The organism is Shewanella holmiensis (genome assembly GCF_025370255.1).
Taxonomy (GTDB): Bacteria; Pseudomonadota; Gammaproteobacteria; order Enterobacterales; family Shewanellaceae; genus Shewanella; species Shewanella holmiensis.
In genome coordinates this window covers 1-26602 of the sequence record NZ_JAMTCD010000037.1, presented here as the reverse complement: position 1 = coordinate 26602, position 26602 = coordinate 1, and the positions used below count along the sequence as shown (strand labels likewise).

General features: G+C 40.5%; 25 protein-coding genes. 19 read left to right on the top strand and 6 right to left on the bottom strand.

Annotated features, from left to right (window positions below):
• The 8 genes from NE535_RS17825 to NE535_RS17790 all read left to right on the top strand — a co-directional run.
• Positions 1–392: hypothetical protein (locus tag NE535_RS17825; protein ID WP_261299928.1), on the top strand; the 392-nt coding region annotated here is incomplete at its 5' end.
• A 44-nt stretch (positions 393–436) separates the two neighbouring features.
• A complete protein-coding gene (locus tag NE535_RS17820; RefSeq protein WP_261299927.1) occupies positions 437–2575 on the top strand; it encodes an ATP-dependent nuclease in 2139 nt (712 codons plus the stop codon).
• Positions 2568–4793, top strand: coding sequence for a UvrD-helicase domain-containing protein (locus tag NE535_RS17815; protein WP_261299926.1), 2226 nt, complete (start codon positions 2568–2570; stop codon positions 4791–4793). The genes NE535_RS17820 and NE535_RS17815 overlap by 8 nt, the downstream gene beginning before the upstream one ends.
• 217 nt (positions 4794–5010) lie before the next feature.
• Positions 5011–6804 (top strand): KAP family P-loop NTPase fold protein, encoded by a 1794-nt coding sequence (locus tag NE535_RS17810; protein WP_261299925.1) that lies wholly within the window; start codon positions 5011–5013, stop codon positions 6802–6804.
• On the top strand, positions 6804–7685 hold the full coding sequence (locus tag NE535_RS17805; protein WP_425347473.1) for a hypothetical protein: 882 nt from the start codon (positions 6804–6806) through the stop codon (positions 7683–7685). The genes NE535_RS17810 and NE535_RS17805 overlap by 1 nt, the downstream gene beginning before the upstream one ends.
• Entirely contained in the window at positions 7678–9012 is a 1335-nt protein-coding gene (gene qatC, locus NE535_RS17800; protein ID WP_261299923.1) for a Qat anti-phage system QueC-like protein QatC, read from the top strand. The genes NE535_RS17805 and qatC overlap by 8 nt, the downstream gene beginning before the upstream one ends.
• Positions 9009–9746 carry a Qat anti-phage system TatD family nuclease QatD gene (gene qatD, locus NE535_RS17795; RefSeq protein WP_261299922.1) on the top strand — a complete coding sequence of 246 codons (738 nt, stop codon included), beginning with the start codon at positions 9009–9011 and terminating at the stop codon, positions 9744–9746. The genes qatC and qatD overlap by 4 nt, the downstream gene beginning before the upstream one ends.
• 240 nt (positions 9747–9986) lie before the next feature.
• Entirely contained in the window at positions 9987–10331 is a 345-nt protein-coding gene (locus tag NE535_RS17790; protein WP_261299921.1) for a hypothetical protein, read from the top strand.
• Between the two features lie 119 nt (positions 10332–10450).
• Here the strand turns inward: NE535_RS17790 and NE535_RS17785 are convergent, their stop codons facing one another.
• Positions 10451–10741 carry a helix-turn-helix domain-containing protein gene (locus tag NE535_RS17785; protein ID WP_261299920.1) on the bottom strand — a complete coding sequence of 97 codons (291 nt, stop codon included), beginning with the start codon at positions 10739–10741 and terminating at the stop codon, positions 10451–10453.
• 422 nt (positions 10742–11163) lie between these two features.
• Between NE535_RS17785 and NE535_RS17780 the strand changes: the two genes are divergently transcribed.
• From NE535_RS17780 to NE535_RS17760, 5 genes are all read left to right on the top strand, one after another.
• The gene (locus NE535_RS17780; protein WP_261299919.1) at positions 11164–11412 is read left to right on the top strand and encodes a hypothetical protein; all 249 of its coding nucleotides are present in this window, start codon (positions 11164–11166) and stop codon (positions 11410–11412) included.
• A gap of 132 nt (positions 11413–11544) precedes the next feature.
• Positions 11545–12861 carry an anaerobic C4-dicarboxylate transporter gene (locus NE535_RS17775; RefSeq protein WP_261299918.1) on the top strand — a complete coding sequence of 439 codons (1317 nt, stop codon included), beginning with the start codon at positions 11545–11547 and terminating at the stop codon, positions 12859–12861.
• A gap of 198 nt (positions 12862–13059) precedes the next feature.
• A complete protein-coding gene (locus tag NE535_RS17770; protein ID WP_280925483.1) occupies positions 13060–13638 on the top strand; it encodes a C40 family peptidase in 579 nt (192 codons plus the stop codon).
• 298 nt (positions 13639–13936) lie between these two features.
• Entirely contained in the window at positions 13937–14470 is a 534-nt protein-coding gene (mog, locus tag NE535_RS17765; RefSeq protein ID WP_261299917.1) for a molybdopterin adenylyltransferase, read from the top strand.
• A 175-nt stretch (positions 14471–14645) separates the two neighbouring features.
• Complete coding sequence (locus NE535_RS17760; RefSeq protein ID WP_261299916.1) at positions 14646–16217, top strand: diguanylate cyclase; 1572 nt, start codon at positions 14646–14648, stop codon at positions 16215–16217.
• A 104-nt stretch (positions 16218–16321) separates the two neighbouring features.
• Here the strand turns inward: NE535_RS17760 and NE535_RS17755 are convergent, their stop codons facing one another.
• The 4 genes from NE535_RS17755 to NE535_RS17740 all read right to left on the bottom strand — a co-directional run bounded on the left by NE535_RS17755 (position 16322) and on the right by NE535_RS17740 (position 20160).
• Positions 16322–16549 carry a hypothetical protein gene (locus NE535_RS17755; protein WP_261299915.1) on the bottom strand — a complete coding sequence of 76 codons (228 nt, stop codon included), beginning with the start codon at positions 16547–16549 and terminating at the stop codon, positions 16322–16324.
• A 103-nt stretch (positions 16550–16652) separates the two neighbouring features.
• The gene (locus NE535_RS17750) at positions 16653–17801 is read right to left on the bottom strand and encodes an ABC transporter permease (protein WP_261299914.1); all 1149 of its coding nucleotides are present in this window, start codon (positions 17799–17801) and stop codon (positions 16653–16655) included.
• The gene (locus NE535_RS17745; RefSeq protein ID WP_261299913.1) at positions 17801–18535 is read right to left on the bottom strand and encodes an ABC transporter ATP-binding protein; all 735 of its coding nucleotides are present in this window, start codon (positions 18533–18535) and stop codon (positions 17801–17803) included. Before NE535_RS17745 ends, NE535_RS17750 begins: the two co-directional genes overlap by 1 nt.
• Positions 18536–18537: 2 nt before the next feature.
• Complete coding sequence (locus NE535_RS17740; protein ID WP_261299912.1) at positions 18538–20160, bottom strand: alpha/beta hydrolase; 1623 nt, start codon at positions 20158–20160, stop codon at positions 18538–18540.
• Between the two features lie 93 nt (positions 20161–20253).
• Between NE535_RS17740 and NE535_RS17735 the strand changes: the two genes are divergently transcribed.
• The 6 genes from NE535_RS17735 to NE535_RS17710 all read left to right on the top strand — a co-directional run bounded on the left by NE535_RS17735 (position 20254) and on the right by NE535_RS17710 (position 26377).
• Positions 20254–20631 carry a GntR family transcriptional regulator gene (locus NE535_RS17735; protein ID WP_261299911.1) on the top strand — a complete coding sequence of 126 codons (378 nt, stop codon included), beginning with the start codon at positions 20254–20256 and terminating at the stop codon, positions 20629–20631.
• A gap of 73 nt (positions 20632–20704) precedes the next feature.
• Positions 20705–21583 (top strand): ABC transporter ATP-binding protein, encoded by an 879-nt coding sequence (locus NE535_RS17730; protein WP_261299910.1) that lies wholly within the window; start codon positions 20705–20707, stop codon positions 21581–21583.
• Positions 21580–22911, top strand: a complete 1332-nt coding sequence (locus NE535_RS17725; protein ID WP_261299909.1) for a hypothetical protein — start codon at positions 21580–21582, stop codon at positions 22909–22911. Before NE535_RS17730 ends, NE535_RS17725 begins: the two co-directional genes overlap by 4 nt.
• A gap of 126 nt (positions 22912–23037) precedes the next feature.
• A complete protein-coding gene (locus tag NE535_RS17720) occupies positions 23038–24825 on the top strand; it encodes an AMP-dependent synthetase/ligase (protein ID WP_261299908.1) in 1788 nt (595 codons plus the stop codon).
• An 18-nt stretch (positions 24826–24843) separates the two neighbouring features.
• A complete protein-coding gene (locus NE535_RS17715; RefSeq protein ID WP_261299907.1) occupies positions 24844–25890 on the top strand; it encodes an SGNH hydrolase domain-containing protein in 1047 nt (348 codons plus the stop codon).
• An 85-nt stretch (positions 25891–25975) separates the two neighbouring features.
• Positions 25976–26377, top strand: a complete 402-nt coding sequence (locus NE535_RS17710; RefSeq protein WP_261299906.1) for an acyl-CoA thioesterase — start codon at positions 25976–25978, stop codon at positions 26375–26377.
• Between the two features lie 13 nt (positions 26378–26390).
• On the opposite strand, the gene NE535_RS17705 is transcribed toward NE535_RS17710, so the two are convergent.
• Positions 26391–26585 carry a GNAT family N-acetyltransferase gene (locus tag NE535_RS17705; protein ID WP_425347474.1) on the bottom strand — a complete coding sequence of 65 codons (195 nt, stop codon included), beginning with the start codon at positions 26583–26585 and terminating at the stop codon, positions 26391–26393.
• Positions 26586–26602 lie beyond the last annotated feature (17 nt).

Here is a 26602-nt window from a genome sequence, read left to right as displayed (position 1 = left end):
ATCGAATGCAAATTATGTGTAAAAAGCTTAACTTAAACTATCCAAATAAACCTTCAAAGTATGTTCAGTGTTGGAATGCATCTTGGAATGTATGGAGGACGGTTGTTTGGGTTTACAAAATTCATGGGAATGAAGGTTACACGATTGATGCTAGTGATATTGCTGATGATCCTTGGCTTCAATCTTTATTGGGTTTCTCAACAGAATTTGAAGCATATGAGTCTAGAAGAAAAATGGTTGATTTCTGGTTGAAAAAATTATTTGGATTAGGCTTTGTTAGACGGGTCGGTTGGACTAAATATGAAGTAATAAATAGTCAGTTGAAAAACTTTGTTCCTTGGCAATTTATAAGATTCAAACAAATAATTTTAGTAACGCACAGAATGAGTTAAGTGATAGTGTTGGTATTGATTTTTAATGGCTATGGATGGTGATTATGTATATAAGTAAACTTGTTGTAGAGAATTTTAGGTGCTTTGGGGGAGAGGATAAAAAGCTAAAGCTTCCATTGCAAGTTGGACTGAATACGCTTGTTGGTGAAAACGATGCAGGAAAAACGGCGATCATTGATGCATTGAGAATGATTTTTGGTACTAGAGATCAAGAAAGTCTTAGACCTACAACTGAGGACTTCCATTATTCCCCTGAAGGTTTTCAGGCAAAAGAGTTCTCTATAGAAGCTCTTTTTATAGATTTATCTCTCGCTGAGCAGAGGGCTTTTGCTGACTATTTAACTTACCAGCCTGAAATTGAAGATAACCCTGTTGTTTTAAGAATTACGTTAAATGCAGTTCTACGCAATGGAAAAGTAAGAACTACAGTTTTTGCTGGTTTTCCTACTTCAGCTCACGGGCTAAAGGAATTAGATGCTGAAGTGAGAGATAATCTAAGGGCTACTTATCTTCGACCGCTTCGCGATGCGGAAAAAGAAATGGATGCTGGGCGAAACTCACGAATTTCAAAAATATTAAGAAAGCAACCCGCAATAGATTTCGGTGAAAATGAAATCGATTTATCTTCTGTATCTGAAGATAAATTTGGTGAGGTTATAGATAAAATCGGTGTTGTTGGTATTGCTCGTTTAGTGAATCAACTCTTAGAAAGACAGCCTGCAATAGGTGCAACAACAGAAACCCTGAATACAAATTTTTTGAAGCCATTACAAATGGCTGGAGATAACCTTCAGGCTAAATTAGGTATTGGACCTGATGCAGATGAAGAAGCGCTTAAAAGGCAGATGTTGGAGAAAATAGGTATTTCTTTAGATAATATCGGTGGTAAGCGTGGATTAGGTTCAAATAATTTACTATATATTGCTTGTGAAATGCTTCTTCTTGCTGACTCTAAAGATGAACTTGCCTTACTTATTATTGAGGAACCTGAAGCTCATTTACATCCTCAACGACAATTAAAGTTAATCCAATACCTCCAAAGTAAAGTCCAAAAACATAAAGAAGAGCATTCCATTCATCTACAGGTAATTCTATCAACTCACAGCCCTACACTAGCTTCAAAATTACCAATTAAGTGTATGACGATGATTAACAAAGGGAGAGTGCTACCTTTTAAGGCTGCTGGCCTGTTACCTGAAGATGATTGTACGTTTCTAGAACGCTTTATTGATGCAACAAAATCGAATTTATTTTTCTGTCGAGGAGTGATGATTGTTGAGGGAGATGCAGAGAACTTATTACTCCCTTCTATAGCTAAACTACTTGGTAAGGACTTCACTGAAAATGGCGTGTCTATTGTCAATGTAGGACATACAGGACTTAGTCGGTACGCAAATATATTCGCTGGTACAGAAGCTTACCCTAATCCAGGAATAAATGTTGCGTGTTTACATGACTGGGATCTAATCCCTTTTCCGGCTGCACGTGAACTTAAACTTGATAGCGTAAAAGGTAAGTCTCAACTCGAGTTACTGTGGATTAGTGCGCATGAAACTATCCAAGGTGATGGAGATCCAGACTATCAAGAATTAGATGCAGCTTTGCCTAAGAATATGATTTCTACCCTTGCTGGAAACGAATTAGATGATAAGAAAATCAAAGGAGTTGAGCGTGAATACAAAGGGAGCTTTGTTAAAGGTTTTTACTCTGGTCCTTGGACATTGGAATATTCTTTAGCATTTCATGGTTTAGCAAAAGAAATGACAATAGCTGCTTGTTTGGCTAAAGCTGAACATTCGACTGTGTATGATAAGTCTAAGCAAGCGAAGGTTGTGACAGCTGCTAAAAGTTATTATAAATTCTTAACTGAGCAGTATAGGGATATCGGTGTTTTGGCGGGGAAAGTCTATGAGCTTTTCTTGAGCCCAGTTAGTGTATCTGACTATATAGGCGATGAAAACGCCTCATTGATCATGAAGAAAAAAGCTTCAAAAGCTGCTGCTGGTCAGCACCTTGGAGTATTACTAGAAAATATAGATGATAAGCTGAAGTGTGACAAAGGCTTGGAATATGATCGCATAGCTTACTGGAAGGGAGTGCTTCCTGCTGCATTGGTAGAAGCAATCAGTCATGTTACTACTGAAGTTACTCCTTTGCTGTTTGAGGACGATAGTGATGAATAGTATTCGCTCGTTGCTAAACTGTAATCAGAACAAAGATGAACTCCCTTTTTCTGCGGAAGATATTAAATGGGTAGAATTAGTTTTAGGTTTAAAAAATGGTTTTGATGAGCATCAAATTACTGTTTTGCAAAACCTTGATGAACTAGATGTTGAGGCATGCCCTGGTAGTGGTAAAACGACGGTGCTTGTTGCTAAATTAGCGCTATTATCACGTTATTGGACGTCCAAAACACAGGGGATCTGTGTTTTGTCTATGACAAATGCTGCAAGAGAGGAAATTCAGGAGCGGTTAGGAAGTACATTTGAAGGGCAGAGGCTTCTCCGTTATCCTCATTTTATAGGCACTATTCACAGCTTTTTTAGTGATTTTTTAGCCAAACCATATTTAAACTCAAAACGTATTCCATTAGTGAGTATTGATGATGATCTTTGTCGCTCTCAAAGGCGTAAGTTGCTACAAAAAGAAAATTATCTTCCCTTAACAGATCACTTTGTTGCTGAGCAAGTTAAGAAACGTTTAGATGATATTAAGAGTTCGAAATCTACTACGACAAAACATATTGAAGCCCAACAATGGTTAGCTGAACATAAGGGTAAAAGTGAGTCAGAACAGCGTCTTGGTATTCCTCTTCATTGGAAAGTCATTGATGAATTTTATAATGCCGTTCGTGTGACTAGAGGTGGAGATAAAGCCTTTGAGCTTCCCGATAGTCTAGAGTTGTTGCTTAAGAAATGCGTTAAAGAGGTCGTAAATAAGGGAGTATTTTGTTTTAGTGATATTTTCGTATTCTCCAAAGCATTAATGAATACATCTGAAGATGTATATAAAATAATTCGGGCAAGGTTTCCTCTTCTGTTTATTGATGAAGCTCAAGACACTTCCTCCTCTCAGGCCGAAATGCTTCACAAGCTATTTTTATCAGTTATACCAGAACTAAACGCTGTCACTAGGCAGAGGTTTGGAGATGCTAATCAAACAATCTATACTTTTGAACCTCCCATGCCATCAGATGGCTTAGATCCATATCCATCATCTAGTATTGCCAAATTGACCTTACCTGTTAGTCATCGATTTGATCAAAGTATTTCATCAATTGCTGCGAGCTTTGAGACAAATCCTTTAGACATCGCAATGCAGGGAGTGAGAGCTGCTTCTAATGGAGGTTGTAATCATTGTGTATTGGTTTTTACTGAAGTGACCAGAAGTTTTGTTATTCCTGCATTTGCAGAGCTCCTATCAAAGGAACTAGCCTCTTTTGAGCTTGAGTCTGCAAATGTGAAGGTTTGTTCCCATGTACATAAAGAGAGGGATGGAGCTCCTTCAACTGAAGAGTTTGCAAGAACTATTAGGGATTATTATACGCCATATATTGCTGAAAAGATGACGAAAGAATACCAACAGCATAGCTATTTAATAGATTACCTAAATCATGGAAGATATCTTATTAGGGATACCAAAAGCTTATTTGTGGGTATGGAAAAGTTTGCCGAAGGAGTATTGAGAGCTTGTTTTTTGATCTGTAGTGACAGTCTCGATAATATCAAAGGCACAAGTTTTTCAAAAATAAAGTCAGTGGCAAATAAACATAGCGCCATTAAGCGTGAAGTTGGTGATGCTTTGTCAGCAGTCTATACCCAAGTTGTTCTGCAGTCTTTGACTAGCCCAAATAAAGTGGATGAACATAACTGGAAAGCTATAACTACAACTGTTCTTGAGGTGATTAGTTCTCTTATTGATAGAGCTGATATCGATCTATCTAAAATCAAGTTTCTTGATTGGTATGAAGTGGCTCTTCCTGATAGTCATCTCGAAGAAGGTGCGGGCGAAAGAAATAATTTATATAAGCATAAATTCAATGATAGTGAGGACACTATTGAGCTTAGGCTTGGTACTATCCATTCGGTTAAAGGACAGACACATACAGCAACGCTATTGCTTGAAAGCACAAATAGGGGACCAATATTTGGTCAATTGAAGCCTTATCTTCTTGGAGAATTAAAAGCCACTGAAGCGACAGGTTTGCAAAAGGGGTGGATAAACACACTTTATGTTGGGTTAACTAGGCCCACTCACCTCATTTGTTTGGCTATTCCTGAATCCCATAAAAAAACAGCCAAAAGCAACATAGATTGGACAAGTGAAGACTTTGAAATACTAAAATCGAAAGGATGGAAGGTTGCGAGGGTTAGTGAAGACCTTCATTTGGATTTTATTTAAGTGCAACTTAATGACTTAATTGAGCCTTGCTGTAGAAAGGCGGTTAGCTCCTAGAACTGTAGAGAATCCAAGAGCTATGCCTGAAATCCGTACACACGGTGGTATTCATATAGAGTTGAAGGTTATAGCTTTCCTACACATCTATATTTGACGAATTAATGACAATCTTCAAAAATCTACATTTACCATCATAATAGTCACTAGGCAGGAGCCGCCAATGTGGTCAGATAAAGAATCATCAGTTGATTTTTTAAACTTCAACGAAACCGCTGAATCAATAAAAGATCTCATTACTGAAAAAGAATTAATGCCTATCAGCGTTGGCATTTTTGGTAATTGGGGCGCTGGTAAATCAACAATCTTAGAACTGACAAAAAAGTTACTCGAAGAAGGCATTGATGGGGAGAAAGAGTATTTACAAGTCCATTTCGATGCTTGGACCTTTGAAGGGTTTGACGATGCAAAGGCAGCCTTGCTGGAGACAATAGCCTCTGAGCTCCTAAAGGAGGCCGAAGGTGATAAAGGTCTATTAGAAAAAGCTGAAGAGTTTTCAAAACGAGTAGACAAAATAAGGTTACTAGGAATGTTGGCCGAAGGTGGAGCAGCGCTGTCTGGGTTTCCAACATTCGGGTTAGGCCAGAAATTGATTGGTCTTTTTAGCGATGAAGAAGGTGAATCGGAAATCAAAGCGGAAGATGATGATTTTGACTTAGGTTGCGTTAAAGATGCTGCTGATAATGCAGCTAAGCTTGCTAAAAAAGGGAAAGGGATATTAAAACCTAAGAAAAAGTTTTCACCACCCACTGAAATTCGTAAGTTTAGAAGTGCGTACTCTTCACTTTTAGAGAGCTTCAATAAACCTTTAATAGTATATGTCGACAACTTAGATAGATGCTCACCAATCAATGCTATCTCAACGTTGGAAGCAATTAGGCTGTTTCTTTTCTTGCCAAACACGGCGTTTGTTATAGCGGCAGATGAAGACATGATCCGTCTAGCGGTTCCACACTTTCATAAAGGAGCTTCCCAAAGGCACCAGACTGATTATTTAGATAAACTGATCCAAATTCCTGTTCATGTACCAAAGCCGGGAGTTGCTGAAGTAAGAGCCTACTTGATGATGTTAATCGCGTCAGATAGAAAAGTGGAGAAAACCGAGCTTGAGAAGATTAGGTTAAAACTAGAAGAGTCCTTGAGATTGTCCTGGCAGCAAGATCAAATTACAGTCGATGACTTGATAGATGGCTGCAATATCGAAAATATTGATGAATTACGAGGTGAGTTTAAGATTGCAGAACAGCTATCTCCTATTTTAGCTGAATCTTCAAATATTAATGGTAACCCAAGGATCGTAAAACGATTGCTTAACCAAATTAGGATGAGATTAAAAACTGCTAAACGCCGCGGAATGCATTTAGATGAAAAAACAATAACTAAATTAGTTATTTTTGAACGGTGTATGGGGACTCAAGCAACTAATAAGCTTTATGAACTCATCGATAAGGAAAAAGGCTTACCTGAAGTCATCTCGGAAATGGAAAATGCTGATGATAAGTTTGATATTAAAAATATGCCTGAAGAGTGGAAGCATGATTTAGAATTTCTTAATAAGTGGTCAAAACTTCAGCCTTCATTTTCTAATCTAGATCTTACCGCAGCTGCTTACCTAAGCAGACAAAGTATCCCTATGGGCTCGATCAATTCTGTCATGTCAGGTGTTGCACAAAAACTTTTAAATGGCTTATTGAAGCAGCGAAATAGACCAAGTGAAACTAACTCAAAGTTAATAGAATTAACTTCTGCGGAAGAATATTTATCAGTAATGGATGGGTTGATTGAGAAGTTTAAGCTAGTAGAAGATTGGGGGAAAATACCTATGGGCTTTTACGGAGCAAGAATGCTTGCTCTAAAAGATGCCAAATGCAAATCAGTCTTTCTGGCATATTTGAATACTGTACCGAGTAAAGTTTGGAAAAGCCCAATTATTAAAGAATTAGAGGGAGTTAAGTAGTGGGAACATCAGCATCTTCAACTGGACCAAATAATCAAAGCCCATTAGTTCCACCTTGGGCAGAGCAAGGAGAGCCTATTCAATTTGGTTCTTGTGATGACGTGGATGGAGGTCAAGACTCATCGGGTGGCGATGGTCAGGATGATAGTAATGACGTTAATCAAGAAATAGATAACGGCAAAGTTCAAGAACAAATCTCCGGAACTATAAACACCGCCCCTAGACCAAATCGTTTAGCAGGTGCACGAACTTCTTTTGGCGAATACGCTCGTGGTGGCGGTGGAAGTTCTAACTTGAGAAGCTCGCTTCGAAAGTATGCCAAAGGCTCTGGTGGCGGGTCTGGCACAAGTAGACGGCTAGCTAGCGGTATTACCGCTGGTACAGGCCTCTTCAGAATGATGAGTGGCGACAGCGTTACTGTTAATAACATTACTTTGTCATTATCTGATTTGAATGGCTTATCGACGGATCAGGCAATTGATCGAATTACAGAACATTTAACACCAGATAATGGGGATGCCGATGCCGTCAGAATCGCGCTGGACTATGCATTAGCCGAAGCTTTACCTGATGAGGATGACTTTGCGGCAAGTGTTATTACTGAAGATGTGATGCATGAAGCACTCTCTTGCTATTTAACAGATTTAATATTCCAAGATATTGTTACTGGAATGGGAAAAGCATGGTTTTATACAGAACATGCAAGTAAACATCACCGTATGGAAGAAGAATTAAGGGAGCTAGTGAAGGTGGTTGTGCAACAACAAGTAGAAGATCTTACGCATGGCAATGCGGGGAGGATAACTAGAGATAATATCACTCAATTGCAAGTTGATGCGATCAAGCAAACCGTAGAAGTTTGGGAGAGCTATAATGACTAATTTTTACTTTCATAATGATCCATCTGAACTTCCAGCGTATTCCGTAGATTGGCATCCAGTTCAAATTTATAAAACCCATGAACATGATAAAACAAAGTGCAGCAAAGCTTCGCGAGCTTTGCTAGATAAAGTACGATCTTTGGGTGTTCCAGTCGATGCAAACGCTATAGATCTCATGACGATAGCCACGGCTGTAACGGCTGCAGATACTTTTGCTTTACGAGATAAAGCAGCTGATGCTTGGTCAAGAAAAATGCATCTTTACATCCCCGTCAAAGATGTACAATTGTGGAGCACGTTGTCTGGCCGATTGATTTCTATCTTAAACTTTCTGACAGGTGATCAATGGGGGTTCACTTTTTTTGAATCGTCAATGGAACTGCCTAAGCCAATATCTAGTGATAATGCTAAAGAAAAGCGTAATTCGTTAAAAGGGCTGAACTCTGTTTGTTTGTTTTCAGGGGGATTAGATAGTGCTGTGGGGGCTATAGATATCCTTAATGGTGAGTCACAATATAAACCTTTACTCGTAAGTCATGCGTACAAAGGCGATGGGGCTAAGCAAGAAGGAATTAAGTCATTACTAAAATCAGGTTTTGGCGAACTATCTTACAGTATATACCCAAGCTTGATGGATGGCTTAAAAGGACAAACAGATATTTCGATGCGAGGGAGAAGTTTTAACTTTTTATCGATGGCAGTGCTAGGAATTGTTGCATTACGTAACGCCAATGATGATCCAAGTATCTCGACAATCATAGTACCCGAAAATGGTTACATATCAATTAATCCTCCACTGACAAGACGCCGAATTGGCAGTCACAGTACAAGGACAACCCATCCCTACTTTTTAAGCAGATTAGAAAAGCTTTTACAGGATGCAGGTTTCCATGTGAAATTTGTCAACCCATATCAGTTCAAGACTAAAGGTGAAATGCTAGCTGACTGTAAGGATCAGGCGGCCATACAAAAAGCCGTTCCGCTTAGCGTCTCTTGCAGTCACTGGCATAGGAGAAATATTCAATGTGGGCACTGTGTTCCTTGTTTGATAAGACGTGCATCCGTACACCATGCGAAGTTCAAGAATGACGCAGCTTATGAGAATCAAGGCCTTAAGTTTATTTTAAAAGAGTTTAAAACACGAGATGACCTACAATCAGTTCAAACAGCGATTATTCGGTTAAATAAAAAGAAAGACTATCGAGCTTGGTTACGACAAAGTGGGACCCTACCGGAAGATGCTGATATTAGAAAAAAGCTTGAGTCAACCATCAAGCGAGGCCTGGCTGAAGTTGAAACTTTTCTTGAAGCGGAAAAAGTAAAATGATGGATTTGCACTGTCATGTAGACCTCTATCCAGATTATGAAAAAGTTCTTAATGACATAGATAGTTGTGGCTTTTATGTGCTATCAGTAACAACCGTACCTTCAGCATTTAAAGGTACGGTTATTCTCACAGAAAAGCTAAATAGCTGTCGAACGGCTTTAGGTTTGCATCCTCAGCTAGCACATCAACGACATAATGAGTTGCCTTTGTTCGATTTATTATGCGGTGAAACAAGATATATTGGTGAGATAGGACTAGATGGTTCTAAAGGCTATGTAGAACACATGGAAATTCAGCTTGTAGTGTTAGAGCACATTCTCAATAAATGCAGTGAATTTAACGACAAAATTCTAACGATCCATAGTCTAAATGCCGTTGATAATGTCTTAGATTTATTAGCTTTGTATCCGAATGCAGGTACGCCAATTCTTCACTGGTTTTTGGGAACTAAAAAACAGGTAGATAAGGCGATTGAGCGAGGATGTTTCTTCTCTGTTGGACCAGCGATGATTCACTCCAATAGAGCAAAGAAAGTTATATCATGGTTACCCAAAGAAAGAGTTTTATTAGAGACAGATGGCCCATTTGCTAAGGTCGGTGGAGAAATACAATTTCCTTCCAATGTTATTGAGGTAATGAATTACTTATCCATTCATTGGGAGATATCAATTGATTGTGTTCATAATCAACTTAGAAGTAACCTTAAAAGGCTGTTAGCAAATACCCCAAATTAGTAAATGTAGATGTAGTTTTTGATTTTTTATGGGCAAACTTTATTGTCACCGCACAGCGGTTTAATTGTTTGCGTGGAACTGTTTCAAAGCGACTTTACGAAATCGAAGGATATTTCATAGTGAGATTAAGCCAGCCCATCAAAGCTTGCAAGCCGCGCCAGCTCATTTTTGCGGTGTCGTATTGCAAGCTTTTTAACTAGGGGATTGGCCGCTATACAAAACTACTATACTAATGAGAGTATGCTAAAAATTGGTATCTATGATATGAGGAAAAAGTCAAAAACTACGAAGGCTTTTAAGACTGATGTAGCGAAGCAAGAGCCCCATACTCAAAGACTAACATTTGAAAATATGTTTGAGGTGGTGGATAAGGATAACGCTGATTTTCTTAAAGAAAATTCGGATATGCTTATTGTTATTAGAGATGTGTTAACTGCCAATCAGATATCAAATTCCGTAGAGCATTTGCTTGTTCTTAAGCGGATCGAACAACTGTGGGGAGTTGAGCCGGAGAGTATTTTGGGAAGAGAGCTCGATAAGTTAGCAAATATCGTCTGTAAGTATGAAGATCAAATATTAAGTTAGCGTCTTTGAGGATATATGTAACCTACTGATGTGACATATTTTAGAGTATGATAAACAAAAGTGAAGAGCCCGTTTTGTTTTAAAGGCTTTAGTCGAAGAATTTCTTTATTCTTCTTATGCTAGTTACTCAATGGTCGGTAGTCTATCTTTAGCTCAAAACCACAAGCCTTCGCATAACCTTCCAAAGTTTTCAGTGTCGGATTACTACGACCTTTCTCTAAACGAGAAATATTTGTCTCTTTTGTCCCCATATGCATAGCAATTTGACGCTGGGTCAGGCCTGCAGATTTACGCATGCTTAATAAGACATCAATAACCATAAATTCAAGATTAAGCTTTTGATATTCTTCATTAAAGCCTGGGTCTTCTGATACCCTTTTTTTTAGTGACTGTAAGTCTGTATTTTTCACAATGTTAGCACTCCCATATAAAGGTGAATTGATGTTTACTGATACAGCATAGCATCTCTGCTAACTGTTATCATATATGATATGTTCTGGAGTATATTTTTTTATTATCAAATGGTACTACCTTGAGTTAATATTTTCCTGATTTGGGAGCTTGAAAGGATTCATTGCAGGATTTTTAATTTGCGAACCTGTGAGCGGGCAACTGAGAAGACTGTACTTTGTATTTCAATCTTACGGGCCAACTTTATTGTTTCAAAGTTTGCTTACGGGCAAACTCTATTGTCGCTGCACATTTAGTTTTTGTGATATCCTTGCTGATGCATCACTTTCATGGGATAAAATCATCAATATTCTGTACTAAAGAGATGAGTCTTATCCGTGACAGTGTCAATTAACAAGTAAAAGGGTGGCGCGTAGGGAATATGAAAAAGTCGTTAATGTTTGTGGCTATCTTGGCCATGGTAAGTGGTTGTTCTAGTGTTATTTGTGATGCCAGAACTGATACTCATACCAATGAACTTGATAAAAATATGAGTCAACGAGAGTGCGTCAAACAAGTAGATGACAGTATTAACACGCACTTTGATGAGCAGGAAAAAGCTGAGCGGGAAGCTTCAGATAAATTATTACGTGATTCACTCAATAAGGCTTTATCCCCAAAAGTTCAATAAGAGTCTCGCCATCTGCTTCACAGTTTTAACAATTAGTTCTACTATCGCTTGATTGCTTGAGTTGCGTCACTAACGGCAAAGTGCATTGTGATATATCTTCCCTTAGCATTATAAACAGGGGGGGAGAAAGCGATGTTTTATATACATATGCTGCTGTTATTGGCGGTGATTTTTGTTGGAATTCGCCACGGCGGCATAGCCTTTGGCTTGTTGGGTGGTTTAGGTGTTTCGGTGTTGGCGTTTGTTTTCGGTATTGCACCGGGCACGCCGCCAGTTAGCGTTATGTTGATTATTTTGGCGGTTGTTGCGGCGTCTGCAACGCTAGAGGCCACAGGTGGTTTAAAACTACTGGTTAAATTTGCGGAAAAACTATTACGTAAACATCCTGAACATATTGTCTTTCTTGGTCCCCTTTGCACTTACTCACTGACTGTGTTGGTCGGTACTGGTCACTCGGTTTATCCCTTATTGCCTGTTATTTACGATGTGTCTTACAAGAAAGGCATTCGACCAGAGCGCCCACTGGCAATTGCCACCGTTGCATCACAAATGGGGATTACCGCAAGTCCAATAGCTGCGGCTGCTGCAGTTGTACTGGCAACTGCGGTTGATAATAACCTTGATATTAGTTTAGTTGATGTGTTGATGGTGACTATTCCTTCGACATTGATGGGCTTGCTGGTGGCATGCACCTGGAGCTTAACTCGAGGCAAAGATTTAGATAAAGATGAGGCGTTTCAAGCGCGGTTAAAGGATCCAGAGTTTCGTGAAAGCTTAGTAGACCCCCAAGCTGAAGATGCACAAACCTTAGCTTCCGAATCAACGGCTAAGAAAGGCTTAACTGTGTTCTTACTGGGTATTTTTGCGGTGATCATGATTGCGATGTTTAGCAAGCAACTATTACCCGCAGGGGTCAATATGTCGGTGGCGATTCAGTTTATGATGTTGTCAGTTGGCGGGGTGATCTTACTGGCAACCAATGTCTCACCTACCAAAATTGTCACCAGTAATGTGTTTACCGCTGGGATGACGGCGGTGATCATTATTTTCGGTATCGCTTGGATGAGTGATACGATTATTGGCCACCACAAAACCTATTTAGTCAGTGCCGTAAGCGATATTGTCAGTGTGTATCCTTGGACGTTTGCCATCGCGATGTTTGTGGTATCGGTTTTCTTGAAAAGTCAGGCTGCAGTATTAACGATTATGTTGCCGTTAGGGTTTTCATTGGGGATCCCTGCACCGGTACTGATTGGGGTATTACCAGCTTGTTATGCTTATTTCTTCTTTCCATTTTATCCCAGTGATTTAGCTGCGATTAGTTTTGATAGAACCGGTACAACGCATATTGGTAAGTATGTTCTCAATCATAGTTTCATTGTGCCGGGATTTATTGGCGTTGTTACCGCAACGATATTGGGATACTTTATTTCGATGGCGATAAATTAGGCGCAAGCATAGGTCGTTTGATTATATGGCAGCCACTTGGCTGCCTTTTTCTTTTACCGATGAAGTTTTCTTTTGATATTTTTTTCAACTGGTGTAGATTACATTGTTTATTACTTGAACAATATAATTGTAAGTTAGTCTTTTTAAACAATGTTTCTCATACTAACTTGAAGTATTTCGGCTTAAAGGTAAGTCAAATTGATAAAAAAGTTGTCTGTTATTAGCTTAGCCATTTTATTAAGCGCCTGTGCATCGCAAGCACCTAAAGTTGTGGTTCAGCCCGCAAAAACCATTGTTGTGGTTAAAGAAGAACCCAAATTACCTAAGTGGAGCGAGCCTAACTTATTGGCATACCACGATGATTGGTCAGGTACGCCCTATCGTTTGGGGGGCATGAGTAAAAATGGCGTAGATTGTTCTGGATTCGTGTATTTGGCTTATTTAGATATTGTTGGTCAAAAGTTGCCTCGTACTGTAAATGCACAGCGTATTTTAGGCAAAGAAGTGCCGCGAAATGAGTTAGAAATCGGTGATTTAGTGTTTTTCAAAACCACGAAAACCGCTCGTCATGTCGGCATTTATATGGGCGATTCGAAGTTTTTACATGCATCAACTAAAAAGGGTGTCAAAATTTCGAGTTTGAATAATGTCTATTGGAAACCACGCTATTGGTTTGCTAAACGACTTGAATCGCCACAGCAATCGATAGAGTCGTCTATTACGGCGTTGATTGAGTATGCTGAATTTGAACAGCAAGGAATGCTTGCTTTAAACTAGTTCAATGTATTCATATACAGGCCCTAAGGCTTAAGTTAATCACTTAAGCCTTTTTTATCGTTTTTGGTTTTCTGCCACGTCACTCGTCGCAACTTATCGTTTACCTTTGTGATGTTAAGTCATGGTTTGCGTGTAATGGTTTATCCATGTTTTGACCTTAAATTTGTGCACAAAAAACCAGATTGAATCGAGTTATTTTCAATATTGATTGAGATTAACGAGAGATTAATCAATTCATCGTGTTTCGGTTTATGCTACTTTATCGATATTGAATGTAGGGAAATGGAATAGAAAAAATATGACTAAAGCAAAAATTGGTATCGTGACAGTAAGTGATCGCGCCAGTGCAGGCATTTATGAAGATTTGTCTGGCAAAGCCATTATTGATGTACTTAACGAGTACCTCACCTCGGAATGGGAAGCTGTGTATCAAGTTATTCCCGATGAGCAGGATGTGATTGAAGCAACGCTTATTGATATGGCTGACAACCAAGGCTGTAGCCTGATTGTCACAACGGGCGGAACAGGGCCAGCAAAGCGAGATGTGACTCCTGAAGCGACAGAAGCCGTTTGTGATCGTATGATGCCTGGTTTTGGTGAGCTTATGCGCGCTGAATCGTTAAAATTTGTACCAACGGCAATTTTATCACGTCAAACAGCGGGGCTTCGTGCTGACTCGTTGATTGTAAATCTACCAGGTAAGCCGAAATCGATTCGTGAATGCTTAGATGCAGTATTTCCCGCTATTCCATATTGTATCGATTTAATGGATGGGCCATTTTTAGAATGTAATGAAGAGGTGATAAAGCCTTTTAGACCGAAAGCCAAATAGGTTTTAATGGTTACCCTGCATAAGCCCAACATTGTTTGGGCTTTTTTATGCTTTAAAAACATGAAATATATTGGTTATTTTCTTAATAATGACAGTTCAGATTAAATAGATACCTTATCGTTATGAAAAATCACGACTACACTCAATAGTAATATTTGAATTTGAGCTGATGTGGATGACGTTAAAACGCTTTTCATTGCTGCTGTTATCATCACTTTTGATGAGCATTGCCTGTTTAGTTATGGCAATTTATTACTTTTTTTACCTTCCTGGTATTAATGCTGAAGTTGTCGACCAACAGCAACAAGAATATGTTTTGCTCAAAGCTGCCTTTTCAGCATCAGCTAAAAGTTTAACCACCCTAAGCTATGACTACGCAGTTTGGGATAGTTTGGTCGAGTTTGTTGTTCAGCCTTCAGATGAGTTTATTGAAAATAATTTATTCGCTAATGCTTTCGAAGTTGCCAATGTCGACGCGGTATTTATTCATAACGTAGATAAGCAGCTTGTTTGGCAATACTTAGATGAGTCCATCCATGATAGGTCCTCAGCGTTAACAGAATTTATTGAGGGAAAAACAGCAACTAAAGCCACATCATTATTGCCTGCTGCAGCCGACATATCAGCGCAAAAAGCTTCAACTCGTCATGGATATTACGTGATAGCTGAACAATTATTTTATATCACTAACACAACAATTTTGCCTTCAAAAGGCCATGGTGTTATCGCGGGCAGTATTACGATGGCCAAATTAGTGGATAAGGAGATGATAGACGAAATTACCGGCTATTCTATGGTGCATTTTTCTATTGATAAAATGATTAATACCCCTGCAGATGCACAGCCTATGAATGACTTTTTTAGCCCAGATCAATTAAAAGTGGTTAATTCGTCGCACAGCTGGGTGCTCCGTAATGACTTTGATGATCAGACGATGGTCATCACAGTGCTTCACCGCAAAGCATCAAGCCCTAAGTTAGATGCTGTTTCTATTATATTGTTATTGTTAATTGCCTCCCTGATAGTGTCATTGTCGATGATGATGTTATCGCGACTATTAATTTTACCTCTGATCCATTTCAACAACAGTATTAATGACTCTTCAAATGAGAATCTAATGGCTAAGGTGCCTAGCCAGCACTTTATTGATGAAATCGATAATGTCTCTAATTCCTTTAATCAGCTGTTAATGCGTTTTGCGGAACAACAAAACTATTTAGAAACCTTAACAGTACAAGACGCGTTAACCGAAATCACTAACCGCCGTGGACTGGAGGCTTTTGCGGACAATGTGATGGCAAATTGGCATCAACAAGCGACAGGGTTTAGCGTGATGATGATAGATATTGATCACTTTAAGCTTTATAACGACCGGCATGATCATCTAGCAGGTGACAAAGCATTAGTGGATGTAGCTTGTTGTTTAATGGAGACCATGGTGCCTTACAATGCACTTGTTGCCCGATATGGCGGCGAGGAATTTTGTGTCATTGTGCAAGATGGTAAAGTGGAATCAATCAGTAATGTAGCAGAGCAATTAAGAAGTGCTGTGGAAAGTTTGCACATTAAGCACGATGTTGATGGCACTTTGTGGCTAACAGTCAGTATTGGCGGTGTAGTGGTGCCCAAGCTATTTGAACATGCTGAGCAGTACCTTTTTCATGATGTATTAAAACAAGCGGATAAGCAGCTCTATATAGCGAAAAAAACCGGACGGAATAAAGTGGTGTTGAGTGTGTTTCAGTAGGTTTATTGTTGTAACTCAGTAGTCATGCAGGTTACTTAATAATTGCATAGCAACCCCACTTTGGTGGGGTTGCTATATTATATATACGATTGATCAAGACTAAATTATAGCTGATTTAATTTACGTTTTAGTTCAAAACTGTCATCGGTTACCAGTTGCTCTAGTACCTGTATTCTTTCTACTAGCGCCTTATTTTGTGCCAGTAAATCATCAACTGAATGACTATTATTGCGCTGCTTTGCTTTAGTGTAATACTTAAACATTTCAACTGCGCTGGTGCCAATAACGATAATGGCTACCAAGGTGATTATTGCTAAATCGCTTTCCATCATGTCACTCCTTAAGTCATTCATCCCTAAGTAGATAAGCTGCGGCATCAGAGTCAGTGATGATATGGCTCACACCGCAGTTATTTTTATCCCTTGTTAAGGTTATCTATAGTCCAAATACCACTTTTTCACTTTTAAGCATTTTTTCCATGCCTAGCATTAAGCCAATTGAGATCACTACAGTCATGGTTGATGACACGGCTAACTGCAACATGGGGATGTCTTTGCCTTTAATAAAGTCCATTAATGCTTGCTGTTGACCCGATACCGGGATCCATTGCAACACATCAGGGGCAATGTTGTAACTTGCGGCCATAGATAAGGCGATGGGCACAAATAGCACCATGGTCAGATAGGATTGTGCTTCTTTAAATGATTTCGCCATAAAGGAAACAAATAGCTGCAAGGTCGATGCGAGCAAAGCTACAGGAATGCCAATCACAAACATTAGCTGCATAAAGTCGGTTGAAATATTGATGCTAAAGCCCAGTTCTTGCCAAGGAACAAAGGTGTAGGCAATTTTAGATATTAACAAAATCAGTACTAATCCCAGTAATGCAAACAGGGTGACAGCAATCACTTTGCCCAGCACGAGTTGGCGGGTGCTAATCGGATGGCTTAGCATTAATGCAAGCGAATTACGTTCGCGCTCACCGGCACTGGTATCAATGGCGAGGTTCATCGCTGAAATAAATACTGAGTAAATCATGGTGAAAATAGCAATACCTAAGATCATGCCGCCTTTTGAATCAGGGGTTGATTGGTCTTGCATGTCTACTTTTAATGATTGCATCACCTGTGGGTTAATGCCTCTGGCAATTAAGCGTAAACTGCCCATTTCTGAGCTATAAGTTTGCAACTCTTGCTGAAGACGTCGAATGGAATTTTGCAGTTTCTCATCAGAGTTATCCGCCAGAATAATCACTTCAGCAGGTTTGGCCTTAGCCATATTGGCGGCATAGTCTTCAGTAATGGTCAGGGTGATGGCTTTTACATCGGCATCGGGAGATGCCGCTAAATCGGCCTGATTAATCCCTTTTCGACTTAAATAACGGACTAAATCAGGGGCATTTTCCGCTTTGTTAATGGTGATGTTTAAGTCTTCAGGGCTGGTTAATTGATTAATGAGCACCATAAACATGCCACACATAATTAAAGGTGTGCCGATGGCGTAATATAAACCGGCCATTACCGAGCGTTTGTCGCGTGCGGCATCAATGAGTTCTTTGCGCACCATTGCGATGAGTTTATTCATTATGCTGCAATCCCTTCGTCAGTTCCGATAAGTTTAATGAAAGCCTCTTCCAATGAAGACTCCCCTGTTTGTTGGCAAAGTTCATCTGGGCTGCCTGTGGCGACAACCGAGCCATTTGCCATCACAATCACATGGTCACATAATGCAGCGACTTCTTGCATTACATGGCTAGAAAACAATACGCAATGACCACGCGATTTAAGATCAATTAAGATATCGCGTAATAAACGTGTACTCATGACATCTAAACCACGAGTAGGCTCATCTAAAATGATATTGGTCGGCTGGTGGACAATCGCTTGTGCCAGTGCGGTTTTCATTCGTTGTCCCTGCGAAAACCCTTTGCAACGACGATTGCTGATATCGCCTAAATTTAGCTGTTCAATCACGTTCTCAGTGGCAGCTTTTGCTTCTTTACGCGACATTCCGCTAAGCTCGGCAAAGTAGGTAATGTATTCACGTGGCGTGAGTCGTTCATACAAGCCAAATGGATCAGGGAATAAGCCTAACTGCTGCTTGGCCTGGATCGGTTTTTCTGCCACGTTGATGCCATCTACTTCTGCATAACCTTCGTCGGGTGTTAATAGGCCAAACAGGGTACGTAAACAGGTTGTTTTACCTGCGCCGTTAGGGCCAAGTAAGCCTGTGATATGACCATCTTGAGCGCTAAAACTGAGTTTATTTAACGCCTGCACATCACCGATTTTTTTCGATAAATTCGTCACTGAAATCATGATTATTCCTTATCTGTGCCAGTGGCATTGTCTGTTGAGGTTGCTTCATCGGCGCTAGCCGGAATGTTAGCGTCAGTTGCGATAACGGGTTCTACCGAGTTAGCATTGAGATAAAAGCTACGGCGTATATCTTTTTCAAGGCAACTCGCATCGATTTTTTTGATGCTTGCGCTATCGACCAAATCGGCAATTAAATCGTTAGCACAGGTTTGCGCGGCGACACCGTGGGTCGCAAAAGGTGAAATTAAATGCTTGGCATTGGTTAAGTTTTTGGCCGCTAATGCCCCCCAATTAGGTGGCGTAGCAGGGTCTAATTCGCCTGATAGCAATAATGTCGGCAAATCACTGCTAATCGGTTCGCTAAAACTATCTGCAACCGGGGGAACTTTCCAAATTTCACAGGTTTTCTCTAACCCTTCCATCATGGTCGAGCTAATGTAAGACTCTTTGGCATCTTTGCGCATTTGGTCAGATATTCTGTGAATATCCTCGCCGCAAACAACAGAGGCATGCATGCCCATAGCCAAACCTATGCCATCTGCCGATAGGGCATAAATACCAAGAATAGGTTGATAATCTTCTTTGGCGGCTTGATGAATCGCATGGGGTAATAGCGCGCGGATCGCTGGGGTATATAAGCCCATTCTAATGGCGCCATTGAACTTACCGCGAGTCATGAGTAACGTGCTTGGCTCATTGGTAAGAGGATCTCGAACGCTCTGTTTTATCGGTTGTTTAGTCAGGCGTGCATCTACGGTTTTAAAGTCGTTGAGTAAATCAGGGTATTGCTCATGACAAGCCGCATTGCTGGCACAATCTCGCATTAACAATTCAAATCCACGCTCAATAGCACTACCTATTGCCACAACACTTTGTTGCATGGGCACTACACCATCTAAAGTCACTGTGCTTAAGGCTTCAGGGTAATGGCGCATATACAGTTGAGCCATACGTGTTCCATAAGACACACCGTATAAGTGCAGCTTTTGGTAGCCTAAATATGTGCGCACAGCTTCAAAATCCGTTAATGCGGTTTGGCTACCATACTGAGTTATGTCGGCATCCGTTTGGGTTAAGCATTTTTCAGTATCAGCAATAATATCAACACCTTCATCGTTAAATGACAGCATCGATGTTGCTTCAGAATCTTCGCAATTAAGTATATTTGATAAGCCAGTACCGCGTTGATCTATCAGTAAAATATCGCGTTGCTGACGGACTTTATTGAGTAGTCTGTCAAACCCTGCAGCATGCTCTATTGCGGATTGTCCTGGTCCACCGGCAATAGCAAGGAGCGCTTCGCTTGGGTGAGTATCTTTAATCGCAGGCAATATCGCAAAATGAATGTCGATGTGCTTTCCATCGGGTTGTTGTGGGTTCTCAGGAACACTAATTTTGCCGCATTGTAATTGCTCTGACATGCCGTCTAAATGGCAAGAGTGGGTTTTGACCTCTGCAGTGTCGAGTGGTTGCGGTTGGCCAGCGTCACTGGCATAGCTGGTGCTGGTGAATAGCGCGCTAATGATCACGGCAGCTAAACGGCTAGTGCCTGTTGCCGATGGGGGTAATGCGTAATGGCGTAACCTTGAGGCTAGCGATTTACTGACAAACTTCCTGTTGATCATCGGAACGTTTCCTTTTTGCTTTTTGAGATGATTGTGTTAACTTACACTAAGTGTATTGGTGTATCAATGTATTAATACAGTTTGTAAAGGCTAATGTTAGAACTATTAAATGTCAACCCCAGTAGTGGTGAACCAATCTATCGTCAATTGCATGATCAAATCGTGCGATTGATTGTGGGTGGGCAATTACAAGCTGAAGATGTATTACCTTCGGTTAGGCAGATGGCCGAATTTCTTGCCGTTAACCCGATGACGGTGTCACGTGCTGTGCAGCAATTGGTGGACCAAGGTTGGATAGAGCGTCGCCGTGGACAGCCATCTATCGTTGCCGCACGCAACCATGCTGATGACACTTCTGGCGGCAGTTTGATGCAACCCAAAATAGACGATTTAGTGACTCAAGCTCAACAGTTAGGTGTTGCTTTGGATGAGTTACAAGCATTGATCGCCAAAAAATGGGCCGTGAAATAATTTATAACGAATCAACGACTCATAGTCGCTAGAGTCAGTAATACAAGAACATTGAGCTAAAGGAATGCCGATAATGCAACAGAACGAAGCACCGATACTGACATTTAATCAGGTCTCTAAAGTCTTTCCTGTGAAAGGAAGTAAAACCACACACACTGCTTTGGATCAATTGTCGATGCAATTATACCCAGGTATGGTGGTTGGGTTACTCGGTCAAAATGGTGCTGGAAAATCGACGTTAATGCGTTGTGCTTTAGGCATTTTAACCATCGACTCTGGTGACATTAATACCCTCAATGAGTCGCCTACCGCGTTGTCAGATATGGCTAAGTCTCGCATTGGTTATGTTCCGCAGCAACCCTTTGGCTATGAAGGTTTTACGGTTGAACGAGCGTTAGATTTACATCGCAGTTTTTATGCTGATTGGGATAACGATTTAGAACAAGAGTGGCTGAAGCGTTTTGAGTTAGACGTTGCTCAAACGGTGCAAAAATTATCGGTTGGTCAGCGTCAATCATTGGCGTTAATTATGGCGATGGCATATCGACCTACACTATTGATTTTAGATGAGCCCGTTGCCAGCTTAGATCCCATTGCTCGGCGTAAATTTATGGCAGACTTATTTGATTTAGCCTTAGAGTCTGGTTCTGCTGTGCTGTTTTCTTCGCATATTACCTCTGATTTAGAGCGAGTGGCGAGTCATGTAGCCTTGATTAAAAAAGGCAAATTAGTGTTGTTTAAAGAAATAGATACATTAAGAGAGCAGGTAAAATTACTCAAAGTTACCGCAGAAGCTCAATTACCTGAGCATTTAGCGGTATTACATCAAACCAGCATGCCAGATTCAGTGTTAATTGTTGCCGACAACTGTCAGTTGCAGGAGCAATTTAACGGCCTTATTAGTGAACAATCATTAAACTTAGAGCAGCTATTTATGGAGCTGCATCGATGAACGCTATTTTGACCAACCTAGTGAGATCTGCAAACCGACTTACACCACATGGGGTTAAGTTAAGCGATTTTATGAGTCGAGATAGCTACCGTGGTATGTTTCGCTTGTGGTTATTTGATGCGGGTAGCGTATGTTTTTTATTAACCAGTTTATTCGGGTTTGGCATAGCGGTCTTAAGTTTATATAACGATAAAACATCATCAATCGGCTTAATGTTATCTATGTCTGTGGTATCTAGCTGCATGTCTGTTTTATGGCAATTAAACCGTTTGGTCGGAGCTGAAACCAGCTTTTTAATTCCCGGTTATCAACGTAATGTTGTGGTGCAATCCATTGTTATTCTTTTGAGCATAATGATTTTTGCATTAGGGTTTGCGGTGATATTTGCCCCACAAACGTTGGCCTCGGTACTGATAGCGGTATTGATCAGTTTGGCCTTTTTATGGGGGTGTTTGCATTGGAACAAAGGCTTTCAGTTTTCAATCTTACTGTTTATCGGTATGCCTTTTTTTGATCAGATGACGCTAAATTTACCTTGGTGGATGTTGGTGATCCCCTTAGTGATGCTACTTGAATTTGTCAGAGTGAAACTAGGGCAATTAACTTGGCATCACGATGCCCGAGCAACCTATTTAAGCGGTATGGAAATGGGCTGGTTTTGGTTACCGAGCATGAAACAACATAATCTGCTTGATAAACTGAATCGATATTTACACCCAGCGAGCTTTTTTGTCGGCCCACTTTTGGCGATGGCCTTGGTCATGGTCACCGTATTGGGTTTGTTAATATTTATTCCGTCGACGCTATTTGAGTGGCATCTTCCTATTCAATTGATAGTTGGGCAACTGTTATTAATGATGTGTTGTCTAGTACATTGGAGCCGAGTTCAGCGATGGCGGGGAGTTGAGACCTTGTTTATGTTGCCCGGATTTTCTGGGTTAGTTGGCTTGCAGCAGGCTTTCTTTAAGGCCAGCGCTCGGTTAATTAGTTTATCTATCTTGAGTATGCTGCTGGTTTGTTTGGCTGGTTTGGTTTTTGGGCAGCCACTATCTTTGCCATTTATTGCCCATCTATTGCTATGCGTATTATGGAGTGGGCTATTTGCATTAGGACTCGGGGCACTAAGCCGAAATATCAGTCAAATGTCAGCCATTATGCTGGTCATGATTATCCATTCACTTTTCGTATCATTTAGCTTTAAGGCATTACAAGCGCAGCAGGATATGGACGGATGGCTGATGGCAGATTTTTTATTGACAGTGGTCGGCGTGTGGTTGTTTATTTGGAGCAAAGATCGGTTGTGGAGAAAAGGTGTGATTGAGCTATAACTGTGATGATCCCCCATCAAAAAGTGATCTAACCCGCAAGGGTAGAGTAAAAACTCTTATGGTTTAAGATAGCTTCAGGTAGAATGTGATAAAACAGTACGCCTGTAAGCTAAAAGGTATCTCACTATGTTGTTAGAAAACTATCATATCGTTCGACTGCTGCAGCAGCAAAGCCAGACATTAGGCGAAAACATTGCCCTTGAAGGCTTTGAAATGGCTGCGCCTTGGAACGCGGTTTCCTGGCATCAGTTTGATAGCATAACCAGTAAAATTGCACAGTTATTAATTGATTTTGGTCTTCATGTGCATGATAAAGTGGTTATTGTGGCGCAAAACTGCCCGCAATGGACCTGTGCTGACATAGGTGCCCTAAAGGCGCGTAATGTTGTAGTACCTGTTTATCCGACAAGCACAATGGAACAAGCGGTATTCATTGTGAATGATTCTCGGGCCAAGGTTATTTTTGCGGGTGATGAAGGCCAGTATCACACAGCGTGTAAAATTCAAGCTCAGTGTCCAAGTGTTCAGCATATCGTGGTGTTTGATAGCAAGGTAAAGCTAGCGTCCGATGTTCATTTTCATCTAGATGATTTGCTCAACTCTAGCCCTTCGCAACAAAGCCATGATGAATTAACCCTGCGTTTATCTCAAACATCACTTGATGATTTACTCACACTTATTTATACCTCGGGCACCACAGGTGAGCCTAAAGGTGTGATGTTAGATTATCGCAATATTGCCTCTATGGTCGAGCAGCACGATACTGAAATTGCTTTTAAAGCCGGTGATGTGTCATTGGCATTTTTACCACTAAGTCATGTTTTCGAACGTGGTTGGACATTTTACGTGTTATGTCGTGGTGGCCGAAACGTGTATTTAAACGATACCCATAGAGTAAAAGAAGCCATCGCCGCGGTAAAACCGCACACCTTATGTGTTGTGCCACGTTTTCTTGAAAAGGTTTACAGCGCAGTTCATGACAAAGTGAATTCCGCCCCCGCAATACGCCAAAAGCTATTTCATTGGGCTATAGGGGTCGGTGCTCGTCAGTTTGAAGTGACTCAGGGTAGAAAACGTCCCAGTAAATTGCTATCCGCGCAATGGAAATTGGCGAATAAATTAGTCTTTAGTAAATTACAAAATGTGTTGGGCGGCCGCTTAACCTTTATGCCTGTGGGTGGTGCGGCGCTTGATGTCAATGTTGGCGCATTTTTTCATAGCATTGGCGTGCCTATTCTGTGTGGTTACGGAATGACAGAGACATGTGCCACGGTTACCTGTAATACTTTAAGCAATCGAGTGCCAGGATCTAACGGTAAGCCTTTACATGCTATGGAGATTAAAATTGGCGACAATAATGAAATTCTAGTGCGTGGCGAAACAGTCATGCGCGGTTATTTTAATCGACCAGAAGATACCGCTGAAGCCTTTGACAATGGTTGGTTAAAAACCGGTGATGCGGGCATGATTGACACAGAAGGGAACTTATACATTACTGATCGTATTAAAGAATTAATGAAAACCTCGAATGGCAAGTATATTGCCCCGCAGCGTGTTGAGGGAAAAGTCAGTTGTTGTCCGTTTGTGGAACAGGTCGCCATTATTGCCGATGCGAGAAATTATGTTTCAGCGCTGATTGTACCAGCATTTGAAGCATTAGAAATATGGGCGCTAGAGAAAGGGATTAGCGTTGAAAACCCTATTGACTTGTTACGCAACAGCCAAGTGTTGGAGCATTTTGAGCAGCGTTTGAAAGAGTTGCAATATGAGCTAGCCAGTTTTGAGCAGATTAAAAAGTTTACTTTGTTGCCTGAAGCCTTTTCAATGGAAGCGGGGTTAATCACACCGACCATGAAATTACGCCGTAAGAATATTTATAGCAAATACGCGACAGAGATTGATGCCATGTATTAATGGCACTGGCCAGCAGTCGTGTTTTTGAATTACGCCAGTCAGCAAAATAGTTTTACCTGGATAATATTAGGCATTGTATTTTCTGTCGTGATGGGTGGATTGTCATATCGTTACATCGAAATCGTTTTTAATCGGTTTATAAACAAGTACAAGGTGAAAAAACAGGTACAACTGTTAGTCGCACTGTTTGTCGTGGTTGAACTGTTAGCGATAAGTACTCGTCATCTTCATATAGATGGCCGTTTACCTGAAAGTGTTGAGCTTGCCAGTAATGAAACATTCAATAGGCATCCCAGACTTAGAGAGTGTCTCCAAAGTCCTGGTCGCGATATTGTGACAGAGGGTTGTTTACATGGAGATGGGCCTCTTGCCGCAGTATTAGTTGGAGATAGCCATGCAAATGCTGTTGTCTCTAGTGTTGTAGAGGCGACTCATGGTGGAAGTGTACAAGAGTTTTCATATAACAGTTGCCCCACAATATTGGGCATGCACAGTAAAGAGAACCGTTCAGAATGTACAAAATTTAATGACTTGCTGGTGACGAAGTTAGCAATACCGTCTCAAGTGCCTGTTATTGTTGTTGCTAGAATTACGGGCAGTCTTTTGGGATATAACGAAGTACACAAGTTTCATAATAAACCGACAATTTATTTCGATAATGAACATCAAACAGCTCGTGAATTATTAGCTGATTATGAAACACAACAAATTGAAACATTATGCAAACTCAGTGAAAATCGACCTGTGTATTTAGTAAGACCTTTTCCTGAAATGGGTAGAGATGTACCTACTGTGTTATATCGAAAACAAATGTTTTTAGGAGCACAATCTGATTACTCAATCCCAATTGCTGATTATTATTCTCGCCATGATGCTATATGGCAAGCTCAAGATAAAGCCGCAGTAAGATGTGGGGTGACTATTTTAAATCCAATACCTTATTTGTGTCATGATGAGAAGTGCTGGGGAAGTAAAAATGGCCGTCCTTTCTACTATGACAATAATCATTTAAGCGAATTTGGTAATAAGCAATTAGTACCAATGTTTGAGTCAATTTTTAAGTGATATAGGCATTTGAATTCTAAAAAGACTGCTTTTTTAGTCACGGCACTAAAATGGCGCACTAAATAACAATAAAAAGGAATAACCCGTGTCTGTTACTCAGTTTTCTATGGATTTAACCCCTCGCTTTTGTGAGACCGACGCTTTAGGCCATATTAATAACACAGTGATCCCTGTGTGGTTTGAAGCAGCACGAGACCCTATTTTTGAAATAGTGAACCCCGGACAAGATTTAACTAAGTGGAACATGATTATTGCTGGGTTTACCATCGCATTTAATGCGCCGACGTTTTATGGCAAAACCGTCACGGTAAAAACCCATATTAGCCGTGTTGGTAATAGCAGTTTTGAAATTGCGCAAAGTTGTTGGCAAGGCGGTAAGCAAACTGCCGAAGCAAAAACAACCATGGTGCACTACAACTATCAAGCTGAAAAAAGCCAGCCATTATCTGATGCGGTAAAAACACAATTGTCTGGCTTAACAGGTTAACCAATAGCTTTGATTAACCTAAAAACTTTTGTACATAACTGCAACTGGCCTCAATGGTCAGTTGCTGCTGTTTAGCCCAACTTAATCCCGATCTGACCAAGTTTTCAGCGATGCCTTTGCCACGCATTGCTGGTGGCACAAAGGTATGGTGAAAGTTAATTTTACGCTCAGTTAAACGGTATTCTAAAATCGCTTGTTCTTGGTTAATTTCAACTAGAAAACGAT

What these genes read in the sequence shown, in the direction of transcription:
- NE535_RS17730 (WP_261299910.1), top strand. Translation starts at nt 20,705, where the DNA reads ATGCAACAGAACGAAGCACCGATACTGACATTTAATCAGGTCTCTAAA.
- NE535_RS17745 (WP_261299913.1), bottom strand. Translation starts at nt 18,535, where the DNA reads ATGATTTCAGTGACGAATTTATCGAAAAAAATCGGTGATGTGCAGGCG.
- NE535_RS17775 (WP_261299918.1), top strand. Translation starts at nt 11,545, where the DNA reads ATGTTTTATATACATATGCTGCTGTTATTGGCGGTGATTTTTGTTGGA.
- NE535_RS17740 (WP_261299912.1), bottom strand. Translation starts at nt 20,160, where the DNA reads ATGATCAACAGGAAGTTTGTCAGTAAATCGCTAGCCTCAAGGTTACGC.
- qatC (WP_261299923.1), top strand. Translation starts at nt 7,678, where the DNA reads ATGACTAATTTTTACTTTCATAATGATCCATCTGAACTTCCAGCGTAT.
- qatD (WP_261299922.1), top strand. Translation starts at nt 9,009, where the DNA reads ATGATGGATTTGCACTGTCATGTAGACCTCTATCCAGATTATGAAAAA.
- NE535_RS17750 (WP_261299914.1), bottom strand. Translation starts at nt 17,801, where the DNA reads ATGAATAAACTCATCGCAATGGTGCGCAAAGAACTCATTGATGCCGCA.
- NE535_RS17790 (WP_261299921.1), top strand. Translation starts at nt 9,987, where the DNA reads ATGCTAAAAATTGGTATCTATGATATGAGGAAAAAGTCAAAAACTACG.
- NE535_RS17720 (WP_261299908.1), top strand. Translation starts at nt 23,038, where the DNA reads ATGTTGTTAGAAAACTATCATATCGTTCGACTGCTGCAGCAGCAAAGC.
- NE535_RS17780 (WP_261299919.1), top strand. Translation starts at nt 11,164, where the DNA reads ATGAAAAAGTCGTTAATGTTTGTGGCTATCTTGGCCATGGTAAGTGGT.
- NE535_RS17735 (WP_261299911.1), top strand. Translation starts at nt 20,254, where the DNA reads ATGTTAGAACTATTAAATGTCAACCCCAGTAGTGGTGAACCAATCTAT.
- mog (WP_261299917.1), top strand. Translation starts at nt 13,937, where the DNA reads ATGACTAAAGCAAAAATTGGTATCGTGACAGTAAGTGATCGCGCCAGT.
- NE535_RS17725 (WP_261299909.1), top strand. Translation starts at nt 21,580, where the DNA reads ATGAACGCTATTTTGACCAACCTAGTGAGATCTGCAAACCGACTTACA.
- NE535_RS17760 (WP_261299916.1), top strand. Translation starts at nt 14,646, where the DNA reads ATGACGTTAAAACGCTTTTCATTGCTGCTGTTATCATCACTTTTGATG.
- NE535_RS17810 (WP_261299925.1), top strand. Translation starts at nt 5,011, where the DNA reads ATGTGGTCAGATAAAGAATCATCAGTTGATTTTTTAAACTTCAACGAA.
- NE535_RS17815 (WP_261299926.1), top strand. Translation starts at nt 2,568, where the DNA reads ATGAATAGTATTCGCTCGTTGCTAAACTGTAATCAGAACAAAGATGAA.
- NE535_RS17820 (WP_261299927.1), top strand. Translation starts at nt 437, where the DNA reads ATGTATATAAGTAAACTTGTTGTAGAGAATTTTAGGTGCTTTGGGGGA.
- NE535_RS17755 (WP_261299915.1), bottom strand. Translation starts at nt 16,549, where the DNA reads ATGATGGAAAGCGATTTAGCAATAATCACCTTGGTAGCCATTATCGTT.